The 24263-nt window shown below is 69.8% G+C and carries 23 protein-coding genes; 8 read left to right on the top strand and 15 right to left on the bottom strand.

Going from position 1 to position 24263, the window contains the following annotated elements; all coding sequences use genetic code 11:
* Position 1: 1 nt before the first annotated feature.
* From MKL09_RS07650 to MKL09_RS07610, 9 genes are read right to left on the bottom strand one after another with little or no spacing between them, the layout of a single operon-like run.
* On the bottom strand, positions 2-796 hold the full coding sequence (locus tag MKL09_RS07650; RefSeq protein WP_244019289.1) for a ParA family protein: 795 nt from the start codon (positions 794-796) through the stop codon (positions 2-4).
* A complete protein-coding gene (locus MKL09_RS07645) occupies positions 793-1044 on the bottom strand; it encodes a hypothetical protein (protein ID WP_244019288.1) in 252 nt (83 codons plus the stop codon). The genes MKL09_RS07650 and MKL09_RS07645 overlap by 4 nt, the downstream gene beginning before the upstream one ends.
* A complete protein-coding gene (locus MKL09_RS07640; protein WP_244019287.1) occupies positions 1044-3665 on the bottom strand; it encodes a chemotaxis protein CheA in 2622 nt (873 codons plus the stop codon). The genes MKL09_RS07645 and MKL09_RS07640 overlap by 1 nt, the downstream gene beginning before the upstream one ends.
* Complete coding sequence (locus MKL09_RS07635; RefSeq protein WP_244019286.1) at positions 3662-4039, bottom strand: response regulator; 378 nt, start codon at positions 4037-4039, stop codon at positions 3662-3664. The genes MKL09_RS07640 and MKL09_RS07635 overlap by 4 nt, the downstream gene beginning before the upstream one ends.
* Positions 4040-4046: 7 nt before the next feature.
* Positions 4047-4922 (bottom strand): CheR family methyltransferase, encoded by an 876-nt coding sequence (locus MKL09_RS07630; protein ID WP_244019285.1) that lies wholly within the window; start codon positions 4920-4922, stop codon positions 4047-4049.
* Complete coding sequence (locus MKL09_RS07625; RefSeq protein ID WP_244019284.1) at positions 4922-5539, bottom strand: HEAT repeat domain-containing protein; 618 nt, start codon at positions 5537-5539, stop codon at positions 4922-4924. Before MKL09_RS07625 ends, MKL09_RS07630 begins: the two co-directional genes overlap by 1 nt.
* On the bottom strand, positions 5529-6635 hold the full coding sequence (gene cheB, locus MKL09_RS07620; RefSeq protein ID WP_244019283.1) for a chemotaxis-specific protein-glutamate methyltransferase CheB: 1107 nt from the start codon (positions 6633-6635) through the stop codon (positions 5529-5531). Before cheB ends, MKL09_RS07625 begins: the two co-directional genes overlap by 11 nt.
* A gap of 52 nt (positions 6636-6687) precedes the next feature.
* On the bottom strand, positions 6688-8286 hold the full coding sequence (locus MKL09_RS07615; RefSeq protein WP_244019282.1) for a chemotaxis protein CheW: 1599 nt from the start codon (positions 8284-8286) through the stop codon (positions 6688-6690).
* Between the two features lie 31 nt (positions 8287-8317).
* The gene (locus MKL09_RS07610; RefSeq protein ID WP_244019281.1) at positions 8318-10249 is read right to left on the bottom strand and encodes a methyl-accepting chemotaxis protein; all 1932 of its coding nucleotides are present in this window, start codon (positions 10247-10249) and stop codon (positions 8318-8320) included.
* Positions 10250-10989: 740 nt separating this feature from the next.
* Here MKL09_RS07610 and MKL09_RS07605 point away from each other — a divergent pair.
* The 6 genes from MKL09_RS07605 (at position 10990) to MKL09_RS07580 (ending at position 15775) form a co-directional block, all read left to right on the top strand.
* A complete protein-coding gene (locus tag MKL09_RS07605) occupies positions 10990-11970 on the top strand; it encodes a PAS domain-containing protein (RefSeq protein WP_244019280.1) in 981 nt (326 codons plus the stop codon).
* 178 nt (positions 11971-12148) lie between these two features.
* Entirely contained in the window at positions 12149-12307 is a 159-nt protein-coding gene (locus tag MKL09_RS07600; protein ID WP_244019279.1) for a hypothetical protein, read from the top strand.
* Between the two features lie 291 nt (positions 12308-12598).
* On the top strand, positions 12599-12811 hold the full coding sequence (hemP, locus tag MKL09_RS31945) for a hemin uptake protein HemP (protein WP_279605726.1): 213 nt from the start codon (positions 12599-12601) through the stop codon (positions 12809-12811).
* A complete protein-coding gene (locus tag MKL09_RS07590) occupies positions 12808-13689 on the top strand; it encodes a hemin ABC transporter substrate-binding protein (RefSeq protein WP_244019278.1) in 882 nt (293 codons plus the stop codon). Before hemP ends, MKL09_RS07590 begins: the two co-directional genes overlap by 4 nt.
* Positions 13690-13926: 237 nt before the next feature.
* Positions 13927-14979, top strand: a complete 1053-nt coding sequence (locus MKL09_RS07585) for a FecCD family ABC transporter permease (protein WP_244019277.1) — start codon at positions 13927-13929, stop codon at positions 14977-14979.
* Positions 14972-15775: a heme ABC transporter ATP-binding protein gene (locus tag MKL09_RS07580; protein ID WP_244019276.1), complete on the top strand. Its 804-nt coding sequence runs from the start codon at positions 14972-14974 to the stop codon at positions 15773-15775. The genes MKL09_RS07585 and MKL09_RS07580 overlap by 8 nt, the downstream gene beginning before the upstream one ends.
* A gap of 131 nt (positions 15776-15906) precedes the next feature.
* On the opposite strand, the gene MKL09_RS07575 is transcribed toward MKL09_RS07580, so the two are convergent.
* Together MKL09_RS07575 and MKL09_RS07570 are read right to left on the bottom strand one after the other, a co-directional pair.
* Positions 15907-16839 carry a glycosyltransferase family 2 protein gene (locus MKL09_RS07575; RefSeq protein ID WP_244019274.1) on the bottom strand — a complete coding sequence of 311 codons (933 nt, stop codon included), beginning with the start codon at positions 16837-16839 and terminating at the stop codon, positions 15907-15909.
* A gap of 5 nt (positions 16840-16844) precedes the next feature.
* On the bottom strand, positions 16845-17876 hold the full coding sequence (locus MKL09_RS07570; protein WP_244019273.1) for a glycosyltransferase family 2 protein: 1032 nt from the start codon (positions 17874-17876) through the stop codon (positions 16845-16847).
* A gap of 440 nt (positions 17877-18316) precedes the next feature.
* Here MKL09_RS07570 and MKL09_RS07565 point away from each other — a divergent pair, with 440 nt between their 5' ends.
* The gene (locus tag MKL09_RS07565) at positions 18317-18538 is read left to right on the top strand and encodes a DUF6894 family protein (protein WP_244019272.1); all 222 of its coding nucleotides are present in this window, start codon (positions 18317-18319) and stop codon (positions 18536-18538) included.
* Here MKL09_RS07565 and MKL09_RS07560 read toward each other — a convergent pair.
* The 3 genes from MKL09_RS07560 to MKL09_RS07550 form a co-directional block, all read right to left on the bottom strand.
* The gene (locus MKL09_RS07560) at positions 18528-19274 is read right to left on the bottom strand and encodes a hypothetical protein (protein WP_244019271.1); all 747 of its coding nucleotides are present in this window, start codon (positions 19272-19274) and stop codon (positions 18528-18530) included. The genes MKL09_RS07565 and MKL09_RS07560 overlap by 11 nt on opposite strands.
* Before the next feature lie 829 nt (positions 19275-20103).
* Entirely contained in the window at positions 20104-21285 is a 1182-nt protein-coding gene (locus tag MKL09_RS07555) for an acyltransferase family protein (RefSeq protein ID WP_279605725.1), read from the bottom strand.
* Between the two features lie 329 nt (positions 21286-21614).
* The gene (locus tag MKL09_RS07550) at positions 21615-21767 is read right to left on the bottom strand and encodes a hypothetical protein (RefSeq protein ID WP_187193450.1); all 153 of its coding nucleotides are present in this window, start codon (positions 21765-21767) and stop codon (positions 21615-21617) included.
* A 202-nt stretch (positions 21768-21969) separates the two neighbouring features.
* Between MKL09_RS07550 and MKL09_RS07545 the strand changes: the two genes are divergently transcribed.
* A complete protein-coding gene (locus MKL09_RS07545; protein ID WP_244019269.1) occupies positions 21970-22695 on the top strand; it encodes a sugar transferase in 726 nt (241 codons plus the stop codon).
* A gap of 713 nt (positions 22696-23408) precedes the next feature.
* Here the strand turns inward: MKL09_RS07545 and MKL09_RS07540 are convergent.
* Positions 23409-24248 carry a family 16 glycosylhydrolase gene (locus MKL09_RS07540; RefSeq protein ID WP_244019268.1) on the bottom strand — a complete coding sequence of 280 codons (840 nt, stop codon included), beginning with the start codon at positions 24246-24248 and terminating at the stop codon, positions 23409-23411.
* Between the last annotated feature and the right edge of the window lie 15 nt (positions 24249-24263).

Raw genomic sequence — 24263 nt, 5'->3', positions numbered from 1 at the left:
CCTAGGGTGCTGCATGGGGGGCGGGCGCCGCCGCGCCCTGCCAGACGGCCATCAGCTCGTCGGCCAGCAGGGCGTAATCGGCGGTGCCGCGGCTGGAGGGGGCGTAGTCCCGGATCGGCTTGCGGGCGGCGAACGCCTCCGCCAGGCGGATGTCGGTCCGGATCCCGGTGAGCACGCGCTCGATCCCGAATTCCCGGGCGATCTCCTGCATCGTCTCGCGGTGATGGTTGGTGTGCACGTTCAGCATCACCGGCAGCAGGCCGACCACCTTGAGGTCGCCGTTCACCGTGGTGGCGATGCGGAAGAACAGCCGCGCCAGCTGCCGCACCCCCTCGGCCGACAGGGCGTGGGGGATCATCGGCACGAGCACGCCGTCGGCCGCCGCCAGGGCGTTGACCAGGATCATGTCCAGCGAGGGCGGCGTGTCGACGATCACGAGGTCGAACCGCGCCGCGATCCCCGGGCCGCGCAGGCAGCGCTGCAGGGCCGAGACGCTGCGGTCCACGGCCGTGGTGCCGTCGAACAGCTGGTCGGCGGGGGCGACCGACACGCCCGCGAACGCGGTCGGCCGGATGGCCTCCTGCAGGTCGAAATCCGGGCTCGTGAAGATGTGGTGGGCGGTCGGCGCGTCGCGCTCCGGCACGATGCCGAAGCCGAGGCCGGCATGCCCCTGAGTGTCGAGGTCGACCAGCAGGGTGCGTCGGCCGCGGGCGCCGCATTCCGCCGCCAGGTTGACGGAGGTCGTCGACTTGCCGCTGCCGCCCTTCCGGTTCGAGATGGCCAGGATCGTCGTCACGCGGCCGCTCCGGACGTCTCAAGAAACGGCATCACGAGCCCGGCCAGCGCCGGATCGGCGGGCGGCGTGATCGCGGCCGGCCGGGCAGCGGCCAGGACCTGCAGGATCGCGGTGTGGAGTCCCTCGCATTTGGTCAGCACGACCTTGTGGGCGCCCGGCCTGCGCAGGGTCTCCAGCAGCGGCAGCGCCTCCTCGACGGTGCAATGCCCTTCGAGGTGGATGGTCTTGCGGACGATCCGGATGGCCATCACAGCAGCTCCCTGAGGTCGAGGACCAGGAGGACGCGGCCGTCCCCCAGGAGGGTCGTGCCGGCATAGCCGCCGATGCCGGTCAGGACGCCCTCCAGGGGCTTCAGGATCACGTCCATCCCCTCCCGGAAGTTGTCGATGATCAGCCCGGCCCGCCGGCCGTTGACGTGGCAGACTAGGACGGCGGCGTCGGCCTCGCCCCGGGGCTGCTCGGGCAGGTGCAGCAGGCGCGACAGCCGCGACAGCGGGATGATCGTCTCGCGCAGCACGAAGGTCTCGGCCTTCTTGATCATCCGGATGCGCTCGCGCGGCACCCGCACGGTCTCGACGATCATGTCCATGGGCACGCCGTAGAGGCTGCCCGCGGCCTCCACGATCATGATCCGGGTGACCGCCATGCTGAGCGGCAGAGCGAGGCGCGTCGTCGTCCCCTCGCCGAGGCGGGAGCTCACCGTGACCTGGCCGCCGAGCTTCTCCACGGTGGTCAGCACCACGTCCATCCCGACCCCGCGGCCGGACAGGTCGGAGACCTCCGGGGCCGTCGAGAAGCCCGGGCGGTAGATCAGGTTGATCGCCTCCTGGTCGGAGAGGCGGTCCGCCTCCTCCTGGCCGATCACGCCCTTGGTGATGGCGGCGCTGCGGATCCGGGCCGGGTCGATGCCGCGACCGTTGTCCTGCACCTCGATGACGACGCTGTCCGCCTCCTGGCGGGCCTTGAGCAGGATGCGCGCCGTCGCGGACTTGCCCGCCGCCCGGCGCTCCTCCGGCGCCTCGATGCCGTGATCGAGGGAGTTGCGCACGATGTGCAGCAGCGGGTCGCCCAGCGCCTCGATGATGGTCTTGTCGGCGGCCGTGTCCTCGCCTTCGAGGGCGAGGTCGATCCGCTTGCCGAGCTTGCGCGCGAGGTCGCGGACCAGCCGGGGGAACCGGTCGAAGATCTCGGAGACCGGCAGCATGCGGACCTGCATGATCGCGCCCTGCATCTCCTGGGCGAGCCGATCGATGACCGCGTATTGCTCCTTGATCTCGCGGGACATCTCGCGCGAGGCGTAGGTCTCCTCCGCCCGCTTGGCGAGGAACGGCAGGGCGTTCTTGGAGACGACGAGCTCGCCGATCAGGTTCATCAGCAGGTCGATCTTCGCCTGGTCGACCTTCAGGGATTTCGCGGCGATGCGCCCCTCGGGCTCCTTCCCGCCGGCGGCCGGCACCGCCGCCTCGGCGAAGGCCTGCGCAGGCGCTTCCGAGAGCGCGGGCGCGGCCTCCGCCCGCAGGAGCGGGGCGCCCGCCAGCACCGCCGACAGGGCGCTCAGGAGCGGCGCGACCGAGTGGGCCTCCCGGGCCGCCTCGAACGCCGCCTGGATCGCGGCGCGGTCGGCGTCGCGGCCGAGGCTGAGGAGCACGTTCCCCACCACGGTCCCGACCGAGGCGAGGCGGTCCGCGTCGTAGCCCGCGTGCTCCAGGGCCCGGTGCTGGCTCGCCAGAACCGAGCGGGCGAGCTCCTGGCGCGGGTCGGTGGCCTGCGGGGCCGGTGCAGGGGCAACGGGTGCAGGGCCGGCCGGAACCGGATCGAGCCGGCCCGAGCCGGCGGCCGCCACCAGCGCCGCCAGAAGGGCGGGATCGGGCTGACCCGCCGACAGGGCGGCCTCCAGCCAGTCCAGCGCCTGCCGGCGCCAGAGCGTCGGCCCGGCGACGCTGCGCAGCGCGCTCACGGCCTTGCGCAGGTCGTCGAGGCGCCCGGCGGCGAGGAACCCCGAGGCCGCCCCGCGAAAATCGTCCCAGATCGGCCCGTCGCTGGCCTCGCCCTCGATCCGCACGAGGTCCCGGGGCCGGATTGGGGCGATGGTGATCCGGTCCAGCTCGTAGCGCATCGCCTGCTCGATCTCGGGCCGGGGCGCGGCGGTCAGCAGGGCGAGGTGCAGGTTGCACTGGTAGGGATCGAGATCCTCCAGCGGCGCCCAGGGTTCGGCAGCCGCGATGTCGAGGGCCAGCGCGTCCGGCACCTGTCGGATCGCCTGCAGGGGATCGGTGCCGCTGAAGAAGCAGCCCGGCTCCGGCGCGTAGCGGACGAGGTGCACGGTCTCGCCCTCGCAGGCGCGGCGGAACGCGGCGAGGCAGGCGGGGGCCGGCAGGCGGGCGAGAAGCCCCGGCGGCAGCGCCGAGACGTCGCCGTCGGGCGCCGGATCGGCCCCCCGCAGCGCGGCGTGCACCGGTGCGTCGTCGACCGCCCCGTCCTGTGATCCCAGGCGCTGGCGCAGCAGCGCGGCCATCCGGTGCGCGACCCCGTCGGCATCCGCCGGGAGCGCCGCGCGCCGCTCGAGCTCGTCGATCCACTGTCCGACCTGGTCGAGGCTGTCGAGCAGCATGTCGACCAGGGCGGAATCGATCTGGAGCGCGTCGGACCGGACCTCCCCGAGGAGATCCTCGGCGGCGTGGACCAGCCGGGTCAGGGCCAGCGCGTCGAACAGGCCGGACGAGCCCTTGATGGTGTGGACCGCCCGGAACACCTCGTTGATCGCAGTCTCGTCCGTCGGGTTCCGCTCCAGCTTCAGCAGACCGCTGGCCGAGACCTGCAGCAGCTCGCGCGCCTCCGGGATGAACCGAGCCAGCAGGGGGGTGGTCATGCCTGCGCACCGGTCAGCAGACGCGCCGTCTCGACGAGGAGCACGGGATCGGCCGGTTTGACGATGTAGAAATTCGCGCCCGCCGCGTAGGCTCGGGTCGCGTCCGCATCCGCGGCCTCGGTGCTGATCGTGACCACGGGGGTCGCCTGGAGCGACGGCTCGCGGCGGATCCGGGACACCAGCTCGTAGCCGTCCATCTTGGGCATGTTGATGTCGACGATCATCAGGTCGAAGCCGCCGAGCAGCGCCTTCTCCAGGCCCTCGACCCCATTGGCGGCCTCCTCGACGACGAACCCGGCCCGGCCGAGGACGTCCTGATAGAACATCCGCATCGTGATGCCGTCCTCGACGACAAGTATTCGCTTCCCGGCCATGCCCGTCTCAATCCTGTTCGATCGGTCTTTGATAGACGATCGTGTCGCCGAACTTGCGCGGCAGGAACATCGACGACATGCGGCTCATGCTCTCCGAATGGCCCAGGCAGATGAACCCGCCCGGGCTCAGACATTCGTAGAGCGCCTCGACCGCGGCGCGCCGGGATGTATCGTCGAAATAGATCAGCAGGTTGCGGCAGAAGATCACGTCCATCGCACGATAGCGGTGCATGTGGATCGGATCGGACAGGTTGGCGATCGAGAACTCGATCGAGCTGCGCAGCTCCTCGTGGATCTCGAACTGGTCGTCGCCGATCCGACGGAAATACTTCTTGCGCAGCTCCGGCGACAGCCGCTGCAGGGAGCGGTTGCCGTAGACGCCCTTGCGGGCATCGGCCAGAACCCGGGAATCGATGTCCGACCCGGTGATCTCGATGGCGAACTCGTCCGCCCGCGCCCAGTATTCGAGGATCTGGATCGCGATCGAGTACGGCTCCTCCCCGGTCGAGCACGGCATCGACCAGATCCGCAGCGTCCCGCCGGGCCGGCGCGTCCGGGTGATCTCGGGCAGGATGCCGCGCACCAGGGCGTCGAACTGGTAGTCCTCGCGGAAGAAGTAGGTCTCGTTGACCGTCATCAGGTTGACGAGGTGCTGCAGCTCCTCGCCCGAGGCCTGGAAGCGCAGCAGGGTGAAGTAGGCCTTGAAGCTGTCGCTCCCGGTCTTTGCGATCCGCTCCTGGAGGCGCTTCTCGACGAAATACTCCTTCTTGCCGCTGAACGAGATGCCCGTGCGGCGGTAGAAGTACTCGTAGAACTTCTCGTACTCGTCCTCGGTGATCGGAAGCGCCGGGGCGGTCTGACCGAAGGAGCGGGGTGGCTGCATCACGACCCTCCGATCCGGCGGATCGCCGCGGCGGCCGCGAAGCGGATGAACGGCACGTCGGGGAAGCGCGCGGCCAGGGCCTGGAGCGGCGCCACGGCGCGCTCGTTGCCGATCTCCGCGAGGCCGTCGACCGCCGCCGCGCAGACGTTGATGTGGGCGTCACGCGCCACGACTTCGGCCAGCCAGTCCGGCGCCTTCGGGTGCGGCAGCTGGCTCAGCATGTTGACCGTCAGGATGCGGACGTCGCTGTCGGGATCGGCCAGCAGGTCGCCGACGTACGGCTCGACCTCGGCGGACATCTCCTGGAGCGCCTCGATCGCGGCGTTGCGTAGGGCGCTGTCCTCGCTGCGCAGCAGCGGCAGCAGGCCCTCGACCACCGCGGGCGACTTGATCCGGATCAGCGTCGTCAGGATCACGGCCCGGACGCTGGCGGCCGGCTCGGCCGCGAGATGCGCGCACAGGAGCGGCCCGGCCTCCGGGAACGCGCCGAGTTCCCGGGCGGCCCGGCGCCGCTCGCCGCTCTCGGGCGCGGCGAGGGCGGCCGTGAGCACGGCGAGATCCGCCTTCGGCGGCGCCGCGTCGGCTTTCGGCGCGGGGGTCGGTTTCTTAAGCGCCACGGCGGCGTTCCCCGGCTCGAGCCCCGGCTTCGGGGGCACGGAGCCACCCGATCAGCTGCTCCGCGATCGCGTCGCTCGGCAGGACCACGCTGGCCCCGCCGCGCTTGATGAGTTCCTGCGGCATCCCGAAGACGATGCTGGTCTCCTCGTCCTGCGCGATGGTCAGGCCGCCGCCGGCCCGCAGCCGGGCCATGGCCTCGGCGCCGTCGTCGCCCATGCCGGTGAGCTGCACGGCGATCAGCCGGTTGGCGGGGAGCAGCGCGAGCGCGCTCTCGACCATGCGGGCGACGCTGGGGTGCCAGATATGCGCGTCGCTCTGCGGCAGCGGCGTCGCGGAATAGCCGAGGCCCCGGCGGGTCACGACGAGGTCGGCATCCCCCTTGGCGATGTAGACCGTGCCGGGCTCGACCGGCATCTGCCGGGCGACCTCCACCACCGAGACGGCGCAGAGGTCGTTCAGCCGGCGGGCGAACACGCCGGTGAAGCTGCTCGGCATGTGCTGCGCGACCAGGACCGGCCAGGGAAAATCCTTCGGCAGGCGCGGCAGGATGTCCTCCAGCACCCCGGGGCCGCCGGTGGACACGCCGACCAGCACCAGCCCGGGACGGCCGCCCGCGAACGAGACCTGCGGTGGCGGTGCCGCCGGGGCGGGGCGGCGGCGCTGGGCGGCCAGGCGCCCGCGCAGGCCGGTGCTGCGGCGGACCCGGGTGGTCGCGGCGCTGCGGACCTTCATCAGCAGCTCGCGGTGGATCCGGTCGATCGACAGGGAGATCGTGCCGCCGGGCTTCTGCACGAAGTCGACCGCCCCGAGGCTCAGCGCCTGCAGGGTCGTCTCGGCGCCCTCCTCGGTCAGCGACGAGACCATCACCACCGGCCGCGGATCCTCGCTCATGATCCGCGACAGGCAGGTGATCCCGTCCATCTCGGGCATGTTGACGTCGAGGGTGATCACGTGCGGATCGAAGCTCTGGAGCGCCTCCAGGACCTCGACGCCGTTGCGGGCCGTCTGGACCGTGAAGCCGCCCGCCGCCTCGAGGAGCTGCGTGAGGTGCCTGCGCATCAGGGCGGAATCGTCGGCCACGAGGGCGCGGATCATGCGGGGTCTTTCCGGGGGGGACATGTCGGGATGAGGGGTGGTGAACCCGCGCTCAGTGGGTCGTGAGCTGGACGGCGGCGGCTTCCTGGGTGTCGAGGAGCTGCATCGTGTCGAGCAGCAGCACCATGCGCTTCTGGCTCTCCAGGTTGGCGACCCGGCGGATCAGGCGCTGCTGCGCGTCCGAGAGGTTGGGCGCGTCGCCGATCGCCTTGGCGGAGATCCGCATCACCTCGGAGACCGAATCGACGATGAAACCGGTCCGGACGCCGCGGACGGTGAAGACCATGATCCGCTGGCGGTCGTTGCGCTCCGCCTCGGCGAGGTTGAAGCGGCGGCGCTGGTCCACCACCGGCAGCACGACGCCGCGCAAGTTGATCACCCCCTCCACGAAGGACGGCGCCTTCGGGATGCGGGTCAGCTCGTCCGGCACGCGGACGATCTCCTGCACCGCCTCGATCGGCACGCCGTATTCCTCGCCCATCAGCCGGAACACCACGAACTGCTCCTCGTCGGCGGCGTCCTGGCGCTCGTCCCCATCCTGTCGTCCGTCGGCGCTCATGCCCTCGTTCCCCGTGGCGGAAAGCTTTCGCAGCTCGTTGGTGTCGAACATCTTGTCGACCGACAGGACGGAGACCAGCCGACGCCCCTCCTGCAGCCGGCAGATCGCCTGGATCTCGTCCATGCCGCCGTCCTGCGACAGCAGCGCGGGCATCGGCTCGACGAGGTTGCGGCTGAGCCGCAGCACCTCCTTGACGCTGTCCATCACGACACCGACCGAGACGGTCCCGCCCTCTCCGAGCGACACCACCACGACCTTGTTGGTCTCGGTGAACTCCTTGGCCTGGAGGCCGAACATCTCGCGCAGGGACACGAGCGGGAGCAGGCGGTTGCGCAGGGTGATCACCCCGAGCACGTGGGCCGGCGCGTTCGGGACGTGGGTGAGGCGCTCGGGCAGCTGCACGATCTCCTGCACCCGCTCGATCGGGAAGGCGTATTCCTGCCCCGCCACCTCGAAGCTCACGAGCTGGTCCTCGTCGGCCTCGACCTCGGCCCGGGCTGACGAATCCGCGTCGGCGGCCTGGACCTGGCCGGCGGCCCGGCGGACCTTGGTGGCGATCTGGCTGAACTCGCGGCTCACCAGCTGGGCCGCGTCCAGGATCATCACCATGGAGCGGCCGTCCTCGCCCTTGATCATCCCGGTCAGGAGGGCGGTGTCGACGCTGCCCTCGATCGCCGAGGTCGGCTCGATCCGGTCGGCATCGACCGTCACCACGTTGGCCATCCGGTCGACCACGAGGCCGATCGGATTGCCCTGGTCGAGCACCACCACCCGGGTGGCGTCGTCGTTCAGCACCGGCGGGAAGGCGAACACGTCCCGCAGGTTCAGCACCGGCAGAACGGTGCCGCGCAGGTTGGCCAGCCCCAGCAGCGAGGCGGGGCTGAACGGCACCCGCACCACCTCGGGGATCCGGATGATCTCCTGCACGTCGGCCAGCGCGACGGCGAACATCTCCGTCTCGACGTGGAAGATCACGAACTGACGGGCCTCGCTGCGGCCGTCCTCGCGGTCGGGCCGTGCGGCACCCTCCGCCAGATCGGGCGTGAACCCGGAATCCAGCGCCTGCACCGCCTGAGCTGCTGCGTTTGCCATGGTCGGTCTTTCGCTCTCCGGGCGGTTCGGCTCAGGCGGCCTGGAGCTCGTCGGCGAGCGAGGCGATCTCCTCGATCGCGGCGGCGAGCTGCTCGGCGCCCTTGCCCTGCTCGGCGGCGGCTGTCCCGGCCTCGCCGGAGGTGCGGGCGGCCTGCTGGGCCGCGGCGGCGACCTGCTCGATCGCGGTCTGGACCTCCCGGACCATGCGGGTGATGCCGTCGGCGCCGGTCAGGATCTCCCGGTTGCCGCCCAGCACATCGGCCATGTCCTTGATCACGGTGTCGAAGTTCCGGGAGATGGCCGCGCTCTTCTCGACCTCGTGGGCGGCGCCGTCGGCGATCTCCTGGATATCGCCGCGCACGAACACGATCGTGTCCTGGATGGTCTTGACCGTGTCCTTGATCCGCTCGGCGTTCTCGGCGGAATCCCTGGCGAGGTTGCGGATATCGGTCGAGACCACGGCAAACCCCTTGCCGAACTCGCCGGCACGGGCCGCCTCGACCGAGCCGTTGACCGCCAGCATGTTGGTCTGGATCGAGACCGTGGTGATGGCATCGACGATCTTGTCGATGCGGCGGCTGACCTGCTCCAGCGCGGCGACCTGATCGCGGCTCACGCGGCCCGCCTCGACGGATTGCTCGAGGCCGCCGATCATCGCGTCCACCAGCTCCTTGTTCTCGACCAGCATCTGCGAGATTTCCTGCGCCTTCTCCACGGCGGCCCCCGCCAGGGTCTGGGTCACCTGGGCGCGCCGCTCGATCTGCGCGATGGCGGCCGAGGATTGCTGGGTCGCGGCCGATTGCTGCTGGGCGCCCTTGGTGATCTCGTCGAGGGCGATCGTGACCTGGCCGGCGGCGCGGTTGATCTCCTCGACGGCGCTGGACAGCTCCTCCGCCGCGGAGGCGACTTCCTCGGCGCTCTTGCCGATATTGGTGCTGTTCTTCAGCTCCTCGGCGAGGCCGGACAGCTCCTGGGCGGCGTCCTCGCTCTGCGCCAGCGCGGTGGTCTGCTGCTCGACCATCTTGCCGGCCTCCTGGCAGGCCGCGCTCTGCTCCTCGGCCGCGGCCGCGATGATCTCCGCGCCCTTCTGCGCCTCGGTGGCGGCGGTGGCCGATTCGTCGGCGGCCCGGGCAAGGTCGGTGCAGCCCTCGATGATCCCGGCCATGTCGGCGCGGACCCGCTCGAGCTGGCTCGTGACCGCCCGGCCGGTCTCGACCTGGGACCGGGCCGAGATCGCCGACTGGCTGATCCCGTCGGCCGCGACCTTCACGTCGGCCTGGATCTGCGCCACGAGCGCCTGGATGTCGCGGGCGGACTTTTCGCTGGTCTCGGCCAGGGTGCGCACCTCGTCGGCGACCACCGCGAAGCCCTTGCCGTGCTGGCCGGCCCGGGCCGCCTCGATGGCGGCGTTCAGCGCCAGCAGGTTGGTCTGGTCGGCGATCCGGGCGACGGCCTTGACGATCTCGCCGATCGCGCTCGCCTGCCGGTCGAGCTCCTCGACCAGCTTCACCGACGCCTCCTGGCGCTCGGACGCCTTGGTGATCGCGGCCACGGACGTTTCGATCTGCGCCGCGGTCTGAACGACGAGACCGGACAGGGCCTCGGTCTTGCGCAGCGACGTGGTGGCGTTCTCCTTGGCGGCCTGGATCAGGGCCGCCCCCTGGTTCACCGCCTTCATGGTCTCCTGCGCGGCGCCCGCTGCCTCCTCGGCACCGACGCCGATCTGCTCGGAGGCCTTGCGCAGCTCCTCGGCCGCCGCCGCCGCCTCGGCGATCCCGCTGGACAGCTCGGCGGTGGCCGAGGCGATCCGCTCGGCGGCCTTCTGCTGGCGCGCGAAGGTCCGGGCCTTGCGCTTCTCAGCCTCGGCGACGAGGTGCGATCGACCCGTGGCGGCCGAAACGCTCTCCCTCGGAGCGACCGGGGCCGGGATGGAGCGGATGGCGGATTTTTTCGCGAGAGCCATGTGTCGACGCCTTATGTCGGGGTCCGAGTGCCGGGTTCAGAGAATTTCCTGCCCCTGAACGGAGGCTGGAATACCGATATTCGAAGGGTATCTGTCTGATGTGTTGTTTTTGAATGTGTATTCAATAATAAAATCTATAGATAGCTAAAACATTTCAATCCTCGTCGTCTTTCGAACCGAATATGACAGACATAACCTAATGACAACATAATCTTTATCGCAAACTTGTCGGTTGACAAGATTTTTTATGATTGAAATCTGCTCAGAAAACCGGAAAATTTTCTCTGAATGGTTGCTTCTGATCAAAATCGGCTCATTTTTACATGATTGCTTAAAGAAGAGCGACGATAACCTGAGATTGACTTAAAGCGTCGAGCCAACCTTACATCGGATCTAGGTGGCGACGTGAACACGATCCGGATGTCCCGGGATGATGCCGTCCGGATCACGCGCTATCGCCTTCGCCGGACCGGCCGAACCAGGCGGAGCTGCCCGGTGCCATGCCGGCGCAACAGTGATGGCCTGCTTAGCTTGAGCTAGTGGAAGAGGGCGCGGCTGCGTTACAGATCGGTGGAAGCAATACTATACGGAAGGAATCATAACAGATTGGATGTCGATTGCTGCAGATCTTAATCTGATCGATATATGGAGAGATTGAGTTTATACAAATGAAGCACGACCCTATTGCTGCGTTTGATAATGATAATGCCGCAGAAAGAATCCCTTTATCGTCCGACCAGATGTTGAAGCTCGTCGAGGAGCGGGGCGGGGTCGGCTTCTGGTCGCTGGAGATCGCGACCTGCAGGCTCTGGGGCTCCCCGGGCTTTTACCGGATGGCCGGTCTCCCGCCCGCGGACGACCTGCGCGGCCTGTTCCGCCGGCTGATCCACCCCGACGACGAGGCCGCCCAGGCCGACCTGTGGGATCTGCTCCGGAGCGGCCACGCAATCGATCGGGAGTTCCGGATCATCCGGCCCGACCAGACGGTCCGGTGGGTCGCCCTGAAGACCGAGGTGGTGCTCGGATCCGACACCCGGCTGGCTCGGATCGACGGCATCCTGCTCGACACCACGGCGACGCACGAGGCCCGGCGGGTCGCGGCGTGGATGCAGGCCCGCCAGACCGGCGTCCTGCGCGCGGTCGCCGCCGCGACCTGGTCGGCGCTTCCGGCCGGGGAGATCGAGATGGCGGCCGGGTGGGGGCACCTGACCGGGCAGAGTGCCGCCGAGATGGCCGGGACGGGCTGGCTCGACGCGGTTCATCCCGACGATCGCCAGGCCGTGACGGCCGCTTGGCGCTCCGCCCGGACCACCGGCGGCCCCTACCGCGCGGAGTATCGGGTCCGCGGCGCGGACGGCCTGTACCGCCAGTTCAGCGGTCGGGGGGCGCCGCAGATCGATCCCGACGGGGCCGTGTGCGAGTGGTTCGGCCTCGTGCTCGCCGTCCCGGACGACGCGCGCGATACGGTACCCGACGCGGTGATCGGGCCGCTGATCCGCGGCGCCCGGGCGGTGATCGGCTGGTCGATCCACGACCTCGCGGCGGCCTCGGGCGTCTCGGGCTCCAGCGTCCGGCGAATGGAGGAGTTCGGCGAGAACCCGCGTCCGCGGATCCGGCAGGCGGTGCGGCAGGCGTTCGAGGGCGCCGGGATCCGGTTCTCCGCGATCGGCACCGACCAGGTCGCCGTCGAGATCGACCTCCGGCGCTTCCCGCGGCGTTAGCGCATCATCCCGAAACGCGGCCGCGGTGTTTCGGGATGGCGCAAAACCGAGGCCCGAGACGGCTCGCCGCGGCGGGTGCGGACAGCGCCGAGGGGCCTTCGTTAACGCCGGCGCTGCATCCTTATCCGCACCGAAACCGTTGCGCATATCCGTAAGTCCGGTTGCCGAGGCGCCTGCCATGACCATTCTGAGCGTCATCTGCCTCGCCACGGGCGCCACGCTGGCGGGCGTCGCCCCGCGGCGATCGGTGCAGCAGGCGGCCCTGGAGAGCGCGGGCGGCAGCCTGATCGTGCTCGGGCTCGTCATCATCGGTGCGGGCCTGCCCCTGTTCGGCTGAGGCCGCCGCCGATCGAGCCTGCCGCGGGCCCGGAAGCCGGGGCGGTTTTTACGCCAGAGACCGGCGGATCGACCGACCACGGCCGCCCCTCACGTACGGTGTTGCAGTCTTGCCCCGTGCCGGCGACGATGTATCGCAGCGCAGATCCATCAGACTAGGCTGGATCTGCGCAAGGTTATCCCCTCCGGCGGCCCACTGGTGTTTGCCGCAGATCGCTCTTATGGTTCGATCTCTGCCATGTGTCTTTGTATTTTGAAGTGTTACAAAGAACGAATGTGAGGCGTTCCGAGCATGTCCGGTCTGGACGGGGATGAGAACCCGCGTGCGCGCGACGAGGGGAGCGGGGATCCGCATTGGGCGCTCGGCGCGCAGGCCTCGAAACGGGACGAGGAGATCAGGTCGGCCAACCTCCTGCAGGGGCGCCGCGAAATCGTCATCCGGCATGCCGGCCAGCGCTACCGGCTGCGCATCACCGCCAACGACAAGCTGATCCTGACCAAATGACGATAGCCCTCGCCTGGTCGCGCCGCTCCCTCCTGGCCGCCGCCGCGACGGCGGCCCTCGCCCCGCGGGGAGCGGCCGCGGCGGAGAACGCCGCCCGCATCGCCGCGCTCGGGGGCGCCGTCACCGAGATCCTGTACCGCCTCGGCGCCGGCCCGCGGATCGTCGCGGTGGACACCACCAGCCTCTACCCGCCCGAAGCCCTGCGCGAGAAGCCGAATGTCGGCTACCTGCGGGCGCTCTCGGCCGAGGGCCTGCTCGCCTGCGGGCCCGACCTGGTGATCGCCGCCGACGGCGCCGGCCCGCCCGCCGTCCTGGCCCAGTTGCGGGAGGCCGGCCTGCGCGTCGAGACCGTGACCGAGCCGCCGAGCCCGGAGGGCGTCCTCGACAAGATCGCCGTCATCGGGCGTCTGGCCGGCCTCGAGCACGAAGCCGAAGCCCTCGCCGCAGAGGTCCGCGCCCGGTTCGCCGAGGTCGCGGCCAAGCGCACCCGGATCGACAAGCCTGCCCGGGCGCTCGTGGTCCTGTCCCTCCAGGGCGGCCGCACGGTCGTGGGCGGCACCGGCTCCACGGCGGACGGCATGCTCACGCTGGCCGGCGTCACCAACGCGGCCGCCGGCGTCGCCGGGTTCAAGCCGATGACCGACGAGGCCATCGTGGCCGCCGCCCCCGACGCGGTGGTGATGATGCAGAACGGCCCGGAGCCGCCCAGGCCCGAGACCGTGTTCGCCCCCGACACCGCCCTGGCCCGGACCCCGGCCGGCACGCAGGGCCGCCTCGTCGCCATGGACGGTCTGTATCTCCTGGGCTTCGGCCCGCGCACGCCCCAGGCCGCCGCGGAGCTGATGCGGGCGATCTACCCGGGCCTGCCGGGTGAGTGAGGGCACCGTGCGTTTCCCTCCCCCCTCTGCGGGGGAGGGTACCCTGCGGAGCAGGGGGGGAGAGGGGAGCGACGGGTCCGGAAAGGTCTCGACGGGAGCAACGTCCTTCAGCGTCGCGCTGCCCCTCTTGCGGGACTTCGTACCGGCCCGACCCCCGCTGACGCGGGGGCCACCCTCCTCCGCAGAGGGGGGAGGGAAGGCGTCGCGCGCGACGCCCCAAACCGTGAGCGGACCACCATGCCACTGAAGCCCCGCGCCGCCCTGCCGTGGGTGCTGGCGGCGCTCACCCTTCTGATGCTCGCGGTCGCGCTGCTCTCGGTGAGCCTCGGGGCGATCCGCATCCCGCCGGGGCGGGTCCTGGCGGTGCTGACCGGCGGCGGGGCCGATCCGGCGCTGGCCCGGGACGCCCTGGTGGTGCTCAACATCCGGCTGCCCCGGACCCTGCTGGGGCTGATGATCGGCGCGGGGCTCGCGGTCTCGGGGGCGCTGATGCAGGGGCTGTTCCGCAATCCCCTGGCCGACCCGGCACTCGTCGGGGTCTCGTCGGGGGCGGGCTTTGCCGCCGCCTGCATCATCGTGCTCGGGGACCGGCTGCTCGCCTATGCCGGCGTGCCGGGGCCGCTGCCCTATCTGGTCCTGCCGGCCGGCGCCTTCCTGGGGGGGCTGGGCGCGACCCTGATCCTCTACGGATTGGCGACGCGCTCCGGCCGGACCGCGGTGGCGACGATGCTGCTCGCCGGCATCGCCCTCGGGGCGCTGAGCGGCGCGCTGACCGGCCTGCTGACCTATGCCAGCGACGACCGGCAGCTTCGCGATCTCACCTTCTGGTCGCTGGGCAATCTCGGCGGCGCCACCTGGGGCAAGGTTGCGGCCTCGGCGCCGCTGATCCTGCCGGTGCTGGTCGCGGTGCCGTTCCTGGGACGCGGCCTCAACGCGCTGGTGCTGGGGGAGGCGGAGGCGTTCCATCTCGGCATCCCGGTGGAGCGGCTGAAGCGCGCCTGCATCGTCCTGGTCGCCGTCGCGGTCGGGGCCAGCGTGGCCGGCGCCGGGGTGATCGGCTTCGTCGGCCTGGTGGTGCCCCACGCCCTGCGCCTGGCGATCGGTCCGGAGCACCGCCTGCTGCTCCCGGCCTCGGCTCTGCTCGGCGGCGCGTTCCTGGTGCTGGCCGACGTCGTCGCCCGGCTGGTCGCGGCGCCGGCCGAGCTCCCGATCGGGATCGTCACCGCGCTCGTCGGCGCGCCGGTGTTCCTGTGGCTGCTGCTCGGCCGGGTGCGGGTCGCCGATGCCTGAGGCCGTCCTGCTCTCGGCCCGCGACCTCACCGTCACGGTGGCCGGCCGCGACCTCGTCCGCGACGTGTCCCTCGACGTGGCGGCCGGCTCCCTGCAGGTGATCGTCGGCCCGAACGGCGCCGGCAAGTCGACCCTGCTGCGCCTGCTCTGCGGCGAGCTGCGCCCGACGCGCGGGCAGGTCGCCTACGCGGGCGAGGCGGTCGAGGCCATCCCGGCCTGGCGGCTCGCCGCGATGCGGGCGGTGCTGCCGCAGGCCGCGCGCCTCGCCTTCCCGTTCGCCGCCGCCGACGTAGCCCGGATCGGCCTCGACGGGATCGGCCGGGGCCTCAAGACCCGGGACCGCGACGCGATCCTGGCCCGCGCCCTCGACCGGGCCGACATCACCCATCTCGCGGCCCGCGCCTACCCGACGCTCTCCGGCGGCGAGCAGGCCCGGGTGCAGTTCGCCCGGGTGCTCTGCCAGATGGAGGCCGGCCGCACGGTGTCCGACCGGCAGGTGCTGTTCCTCGACGAGCCGACTGCGAGCCTCGACCTGAACCACCAGGGCGCGCTCCTCGACGCCGCCGCGGCGCTCGCGGCCTCGGGCGTCGCCGTGGTGGCGATCCTGCACGACCTCAACCTGGCGGCCGCCTATGCCGACACGCTGCTGGTGCTCGAAGGCGGCCGGCTGGTCGCCACCGGGCGGCCCGCGGAGGTCCTGCGCGACGACCTGATCGCCCGGGTCTTCGGGGTGCGCTGGCCGGTCGGGCGGATCCCAGGTCCCGACCAGCCGTTCATCCTGCCCCACCGAACCTGATCTCCAGTCCGGAAAAGTCCCGGTTTCAAAAGGTCGTTCGACCTTTTGCGGGTGAAGGGCGGAGCCTTTCTCTCCGTCAGGGCTCCGCCCTGACAACCCGCCAAAGGGCTGAGCCCTTTGGAAACCCGTACTTACCGGTGCCGGGACGGGTGATATTCCCGGTAGCTCAGGCCGAGCACCGCGGCGAGCAGGCCGGCGCCGCGGCACAGGGTGTAGAAGCCGCCGATCAGGGTGGCGGGCCGGAGTGACAGCCCGGCGAGCCCGAGGCGGGCCAGGCCGCCGCCGAGGCGCGCCAGGCCCCGGGCGGCGTTTGAGAGTCGCCCGCTCACCGTCTCCGGCCGGAGGCGGCCGAGATAGGCCTCGACGCTGCCGCTGCGGTACCAGCGGGCGAGCAGCCAGCCCACCCGCATCCGGTGCGCCGGGATGCTGTCGTACACGATCGCGTCGGGCGCCCAGGCGATCTTGTGCCCAGCGCGCAGCAGGGCGTGGAAAAAGATCGTGTCCTCGCCGCCTATCGTGTTGAAGCGCATGTCGAAGGACAGGCCCAACGCCGTCACCACCCGCAGGTCCACGAGGGCGTTGGCCGTGTAGGCATCCGCCACCAGTCCGTCGCGGACCAGCAGCCTCTTGGCGAAGAAGCCGCCGGCCGTGGCCCAGGCCGGGGGCACCCGGTCGAACAGCGGCACCACCGGGCCGACGCAGGCCGGGACCCCGACCCGCAGCGCGGTGTCGAGCAGGCTGCGCAGCCAGTCCGGGTCCGGCACCTCGTCGTCGTCGATCAGGGCGATCCAGTCGGCGCCGAGCGCGGTGGCCGCGTCGAGGCTGCGGTTGCGCACGGCCGCCAGGCCACGGACCGGCTCCCTTGCATAGGTGATCGGGAAGCGCCCTTCATTCCGATAGGTCTCGACCACCGGGATGGCCGCATCGCTGCGCCCATTGTCGACCACGAGGATCCGCAGGGCTGAATCGGCGAGGCTGCCGAGTCTCTGCCGGTCGATGGCCTTGAGCAGCAGGGCCAGCCCCGCCGGGCGCTCGCAGGTACAGATGCAGATGCACAGGCGCATGGGGCTCACCTCTGTCCGACGGGCAGCGCACCCGGCATTGCGGGACGCAGGCGTTTGCCGAAGCGCTTGCCCACCGCCGCCATCAGCGAGCCGGTCAGGAACCGCCAAGCCCGGGGGCGGGCGAGCGCCAGCGCCGCGCCCTGGAGCCAGCGGCCGCCTTGCGCGGCCTCGATCACCCGGGCGATGATCTGCGCGGTGGCGAGGCTGTCGCGATAGGCGTGGGCGGCTGGCCGGATCTCGGCGGATAGCGCCAGGTGCCCGGCCCAGGCCGCGAAGGCCGCATCGAGGCGCTGGATATCGGCGAGATGCAGCCGGTGGGACAGGGAGGACGGCCCGCGCCGATACCCGTAGCCGGCATAGGAGCCGACGACGAAGCGGGCCCCCGCGGCCAGGGCGCCCAGGCAGAACAAAAAGTCCTCGCCGATCCGGACCTCCGTATCGTACCGGAGGCCGTGCCGGCGGACGAGATCGGCCCGCAGCATCGGCTTGAGATAGCCGAGCTTCACCCCGGGGGTGAGCATCCGGTTGCAGGTCAGGTACTGCGCGAGATCGACCGTGAACAGGTAGGGCTCCCGGCCACGCTCCAGCATGCCGGCGCCGCGCGGATCGAAGCTGCCCGTGAACGGAATCGGGTTGTCGGCGATGAGGTCCGCATCCGTGGCGGCAGCGAGATCCAGCAGGGTCCGGCTCCGGTCCGGGACGATCAGATCGTCCGCGTCGAGGATCGCCAGCCAGCGGCCCCGTGCGGCCTTGAGGGCGGCGTTCCGGGCGGTCGAGGGCCCGCGCGGCGCGCCGGGCTGCGCGCCGTCGAGGGGGATCCGGCGGATGCGCGGGTCTTCCGCCGCCAGCCTCGCGACCACGGAAGCGGTTCCGTCCACCGAGCCGTCGTCGACGACCAGGATCTCGACCGTTACGCCGACCTGGTCGAGCGCCGAGCGGATCGCCGTCTCGATCCAGGGTGCCGCATTGTGGGCGGCCATGAGGAACGAGATGTCCACGGGTGCAGTCCGCGCATCGGCCACGATCTGATTCGCCATCGCTGTCCTGCCTGCGGCTCCCGGAAAGCCCGTGCCGGGCGGCCCGGGTCGACCATGCCGCGAAGCGGGCCCGACGCACGACGCTCAAAGGGCGTAGGGTGGGGCGTACGGCGGCCCTCGCACCGTCTCATTGCGAGGGAGGGCCGAGGTCCGGGCGGGGGCGGATCGTTCGGCACGGCCGAAACGCCGACAGGTCGGGGGATCGTCCCCGGACCGGGGATGGTACCGCATTTTACCGTGCTATCACGATCAAATGGGTAATGATCGATACCTATATTGTGCTATTTAAGCAAAAATCAGACATTATTGCCACGCGCCCGGCGAAATCAGCTTTGATATTTGTTAAACTTTATGTCTCCAGATGATGTCTGTCGGGCGCAGCCGGGCCGCGCAGCCAGGAACGGACGGCCCTCCGAGGGCATCAATCACGGGGGATCTCGGTGCCCATCCGGTTCTATTTCGATGTCGAGAACGGCCGGGAGACGCTCCGCGATCCCGACGGCGTGGAGGCCGCCGATCTGGCCGAGGTGCTGGCCGAGGCGCGCAGCGTTATCCAGGAGATGGCGGCGGATATCTGCGCCGACGACCCCGGCACCGCCTGGATGCTCGTGGTGCGGGACGCGACCGGCGCCGTGGTGGCGCGGTTGCCGATCAGGCGTTAGGCAACTTCAGTCGCTTGAGCGCTTCAAGCCCGGTTTGCCCCGCGAACGCGTCCGCCCAGATGACGAGAACGGCATCGTTGCCGAAATAGACGGGTGCAATGCGCAGGCCGGGGTTATCGGTTTTGAACGCTTCGAGATAGCCAGGGTCGCACTCGGTTCGCCGGACTGTTCCGATGTAGTCGTTCTTATCATTGTACATGTCGTAATATCCGGACACGATCTTGGCCGCCGGAGCGTCAATCGCACGCACGATTCTGGCGGACCTGTTCACGAACAGGGCGCTCGCCATCGAATTGGGATTCTTGTAGTCGCGCGGAATGGCCCTGGACAGAGCCTCGAAGAAAGCCAGCCCCGTGAGGTGGATTTCGGGGCGCCAGACCCAGCGGCTCGCCCCCATCCCCTTCATGACCTCCATGTCGTGCACAGGCGTGTCCGCCGTCGTCTTGGCGAAGGCCTCGTCCGTGAGCAACGCACTCTCGTCGATGCCCCCTAGCAGGTAGATGTTGCTCCTGTGCCGGGGGATCTTGTGAGCCAGCGACAGGATCGCATCGCTAGCTTGTGTCGACAGGGTCAGGGAGGAGCGTGGATCCAGCACCTGAATCGCCGTCGCGGCCGGCGACGACACCGGGTCGGTCTCCCTGTCCTCCTGCGCGGAGCGGGCCTTCAGGGACGCGTCGACCTGCAACAGCGTCAGCGCGGTGGATTGATTGGACGTCACAGATCCCAACGCGTGCATCGCTCCGCCTCCGAACAATTCCACTCCGGCCGCACGGGCACGGTCGCCGCGTCTCTCGCGCCGTGAAAGCCATGCGAACGGTCATCGGAAGGGGTCACATCGGCCCATCCGACGGCGCGCGGCTCGGTCGAGGACGCCTGAGTCCCGGAGCCCGCTCGGCTTGTGATCCACCTGCGCCTCGAACCGCCCGCGTCAGCGCCTCCCAAAGGAGCTGATGAGACGTTTGGTGTGCCCCTCGGAGGCTTGCGCAGGGCGAGGCACGGCAGGATGCGGTTGAGGGCGGAAAATCTCGAGCCAAAATCGCGCGCAGGATCATCATGATCCAGGACGAGCCGCTTTGCGGCCCATGCCCCGCAGGTTTTCATAGAGACCAGGAAGCTTAAGTGAGTCAAGGTTCAGATCTGATCTGCGTGGCTCTTTGAGCTTGGTCGTCAGTTTGCCTGATCGATCTTGGATCTGCTGGGGTTTGTTGTGCATTTTCTGATTGCAGCGAAAGATAATTTTTTATTCGAGCGCGTGGGCAGAGGCGGTCGGCTGCCGTCAGGGTAGGTACCGAATCCGTTGCGGGATCCTTTCCTTTGCGAGGCCCGATCAGGCATCATCGGGTGGCCCGTCTTGGGAGTCCGGCCGGGACGATCGGCGTGGCACGCGCGGCCGGCTGCGGCTTCACCACCTTGCGACCCGTACGCGCGCCGCTGGATCCGCCGGCCAAATCAGCCCGACGATCCTCGCAGTGGCCTTGTCGGCGCACGGCATCGAGCGCCGGAGCCTGCGCGCAGGGCTCTGCCCTGCACCCGCAAAAGGTCCCAGACCTTTTGAAACCGCGCTTTTACAGCGGCGTGATCAGCCTGGGTTGCCGAGCCGCCCGCGTCGGTGCCCGCAGGATACGGCGGGCCGGGGATTCGAGCAGCCGCCACGAGGCTTCCGCCAGCAGCAGGGTCAGGGCCAGGTCGAGCGCCAGGGTGACGGAGTGCGGCGCGGCGAGAGGGAATCCGACCGCCGACAACACCCGCTCCGCGTGCAGGGGCACGTGGAACAGGTAGGCGGCGTAGCTGATCACGCCGATCCGGCGCAGCCAGGCGCTGTCCAGGAGTGCGACCGCGCGGCTTTCCGGGGATTGCACGATCTGCAGCAGGAGCAGCGCTGCGAGCACCCCGCTGAGGCGGCCGAAGACCAGCCATCGGCCGGTCTCCCCGGCCAGCAGCGGCAGCGCCAGGAACAGGGCCAGCGCGCCGATCATCGCGGCGTCGCGCCTGAACCAGCGCGGCAGAGGCTCCGCCCGCAGCCCGGCCAGCCCGCCGAGGGCGATCAGCCCGAGATTGGCAAGGGTGTCGACGTCGAAGCTCACCAGCCAGGCGCCGGCCGACCACAGCGCGACATGCATCAGCACGCTGGCGCCGACGAGCGCGCCGCACAGCGCCCCGAGATGACGCCGCGGCAGGAACAGGGCCGCCGGCGCGAACAGCAGGTAGAATTGCTGCTCGACCGCTAGGCTCCAGAGGTGTCCGAGTTCCGTCCCCCAGCCGTGCCGCTCGATGTAAAAATTCGTCAGATACAGCCAGGTCGCGCGCTCGAACGACGCGTCGCCGAGGCTCAGCGGGTCGCCCAACGGGGTCGTGTAGAGGACGAAGAGGAACACGTAGTAGACCGGCACGATGCGGGCGAACCGATTCCGGTAGAACACCCGCAGGCTGTCGATCGGTGTCGCCGCGCCGGCCTCGATGCGCGCGCGGCCCGCCGCGAGGATGCGGACGATCAGGAAGCCGCTCAGCACGAAGAACAGCCAGACGCCGGCGCTGCCGACCGCCTCGGTGCGCGGGCCCGGCGCCTTATGGCTGACGAACACCATCAGGAAGGCCACGGCGCGCAGACCGTCGAACCCGGTGATGCGGCGCTCCTCAGCATCGGCCCGGACATCGGACCCGGGCCGATTCGGTCGGTCCTCGATACCGCCTCGTCGTCTTCCGAAAGCCGGTGCCCCCCTTTCGGGACGATGCTCCGCCGGGACCATGCACGCCTCGTCCGACTCGATCCGGCTGTTTAGGCCGGCTCTGCGCGGGACCGGCCTACCTCGATCGAGGTAGGCGATGCAGGCCGCACATCTGGCGCATTGCTGTATTCGGCCTTGGACCGTTCCCGTTTAGGGTTGTTTAACAATATCAAACCGGGGTATAAAAGCGATGGCCCGTCCGATTTCGGGTGGAACACTGATGTGAACGGCCATCGCTCACACCCACCGATCCGCGTAAGGCGCGAAGTCTTGCGGCACACCCTGCCGCAGGTCGCATCGAGTCATCGCTGCACGGTGCCCGGACCCACGGTCCGGCCGGGCCGAGACGCTCACCGGCGCATCCCGAGCAGGACGACCAGGCCCACGCCGATGGCGGCGCCGGCCTGGGCCGCCAGCAGCGCGACCAGCCAGCCCTGCAGCAGGCCCACCGCGAAGCCGATCGCGCCGCCGATCAGCGCGGCGAAGACCAGTAGGACCAGCAATTACTTATCTCCACTGGTGATTCGGTGGTCCTGCCGGCGCTTTATCTCGCATGTTTTCAACTGTGCCAACGTTTCAAGACATTCGCGCGCCAAATATTCCCCCCGTCCCGACGGCGGCCCGTCCGGACGCCGGCAATCCCGGGTGTCGATCGCATCTCGCACTGTCGTATCCACCTTTCGCACTGAGTGAGGAGCCGCCGCCATGCTGCGCCCGGTTGGAACCCCCACCTCCATCACCCCGTCGTCGCCGCACCATATGGTCGAGACGATCAACGAAGCGTTGGTCATGACATTGCCGGCCGCGTCCCCGGCGCGCGTCGGCTGGGCGGCGAAGCGGGGGCTGGATACCGCGGTCGCCTTGACGGCCCTGTGTCTGCTGCTGCCGCTGCTGCTGTTCATCGCCCTGCTGATCTGGATCAGCGACGGCAGCGCGCCGATCTTCCGGCACGTGCGGCTCGGTCGGCACGGGCGTCCGTTCGGATGCCTGAAGTTCCGCTCCATGGTCCCGGACGGCGACGCGATCCTGGCCGGGCATCTCGCGGCCTACCCGCAAGCCCGGGCCGAGTGGGAGGCGACGCACAAGTTGACCCGGGATCCCCGGGTGACGACCCTCGGCCAGGTGCTGCGCAAGACCTCGCTGGACGAGCTGCCCCAGCTCTGGAACGTGATGCGCGGCGAGATGAGCCTGGTCGGGCCGCGCCCGATCGTGCAGAGCGAGGTCACCCGCTACGGGGCGGCGTTCGCGACCTGCTTCTCGGTCCCGCCGGGATTGACCGGCCTGTGGCAGGTCTCGGGCCGCTCGGATACGACCTATGCCGAGCGCGTGGCGCTCGACCTGGACTATGCCGGCCGCTGGAGCCTGCGCCGGGACATCGCGATCATGCTGCGCACCGTGCCGGCGGTCCTGCGTCAGCGCGGCAGCCGCTAGCGCCGCTCCCGATCGCGTTGCAATCGGGAGAGGCTCTAAGTCCTTGATTGAGCGCGCGCGCTTACGCCGAATCGGTATCCGCTACTGCGGCGAGCGCTCCAGGCGGGTTCGCAAAGGTGCTTGGCGGCAGCCCTTTCAAGATGTTGGTCTGCGAGTCAGGACATGGCGTCGAGCGGTGTGCACGGCCCTTTTCCCGGGCGCATGCAGCGCCAGCGGAATGCGCCCGGGACCCAGCACGCGACGGCGCGCAGCGTCCGTCTGATCAACCTGTGCCGCTGGCTCGGCGCTTCGTGTGCTGGGTCCCGGATCAAGTTCCGCTTCGCTTCACCTGTCCGGGAAAGGAGCGCGCGTGATTGCTCGGGAGCGATGATCCTACGACGCGCACCTGGCCAGACACCTTGGAAGCGCTGGGCGGGCGGAGCGCTGGCTCACCGACGCGGGCCGGTTGCCGTCAGGCCGGATCGTCGTGGTGCAGGGGCGCCACGAGGCATAGGCGCCAGAACTCGACGAGGCCCACGGCATAGAATGCAACGAAAAGGCTGAACCCGGACATCGACTTGGCCCCGCAGTGACCGCGGGCCTCAGCCTGCCGAAGATATGGTTAATATTTCGTTACTGTTCCAGGATTTCGCGCCCTGCGGCACCACGCCCCGTCGATCCGGCCCGCGGGCGGATGCGGGACGGGCGAGCGCCAGGATGAGCGTGCTCCCACCCTACCGGCAGACCATCGAGCCCGTGAAGCCGCAGGGATCGCCCAGCTTGGTGAAGGCCACGCGCTCGAAGGTGGCGGTGATCGGCCGGCCCGGGTAGCTCGCCGGACCGAGCCAGGAGACGAAATCCTCGCCCTGGCCCATCCAGATCGTGAGCATGATCTTGCCGGGATGCGACGGGATCGGCTTGTCGGGCAGGCCCCGCACCTCGCGCAGCAGCCGGCCGTTGACCGACCAGCGGATCCGGTCGGGCAGCCATTCCAGCGCGTAATCGGCCATGGTGGTCGACGCGTCGAAGCCGAGGTTCTCGATGGTCTCGTGCTGGCCGGTGCCGCCGGTGAAGTAATTGAGCTGGACCCCCTTGGTGTCCTTGCCCAGGAATTCGAAGTCGATCTCGTCGTTGGTCCGACGGTCGCCGTTCTCCGGGCCGTTAAAGGTGAAGAAGGCCGAGACGAGGCCCGAGGCCGCGCCCGCCCGCATCCGGACCTCGTAGGTGCCGTAGCCGTAGCGCTCGTTGGTCTGGATCTCGGCGCAGCTGAAGGCGCGGTCCTTGTAGGGGCTGTCGGACAGGGTGAGCGTCAGCCCTCCGGTGGTCGGGATCTGGACGCGCTGGCGCGACCACGTGCAGCGCTGGTGGTCGCCGTTGACCCAGCCGTCGGACACGTACCAGCGCCGGTCGCCGAGGCTGGTGAAGGTCTCGACGAAGGAGCCGCCGCCCCGGAAGGCCGGCGCGGAGCCGGCGGGCTGGGCGGGATCGTCCCCGGCCGCGGCCGGCAAGGGCGACAGCAGCAGCAGGGCCGTCGCCAAGCCGGCGCTGCGGATCGGGCGGCGCGGTCTCGTCATCTCACATCCTCGCCT

Source organism: Methylobacterium sp. J-048 (assembly GCF_022829515.1).
GTDB lineage: Bacteria > Pseudomonadota > Alphaproteobacteria > Rhizobiales > Beijerinckiaceae > Methylobacterium.
Note: the sequence above shows the minus strand (reverse complement) of the source record. Positions and strands in the feature narration are given on the sequence as shown.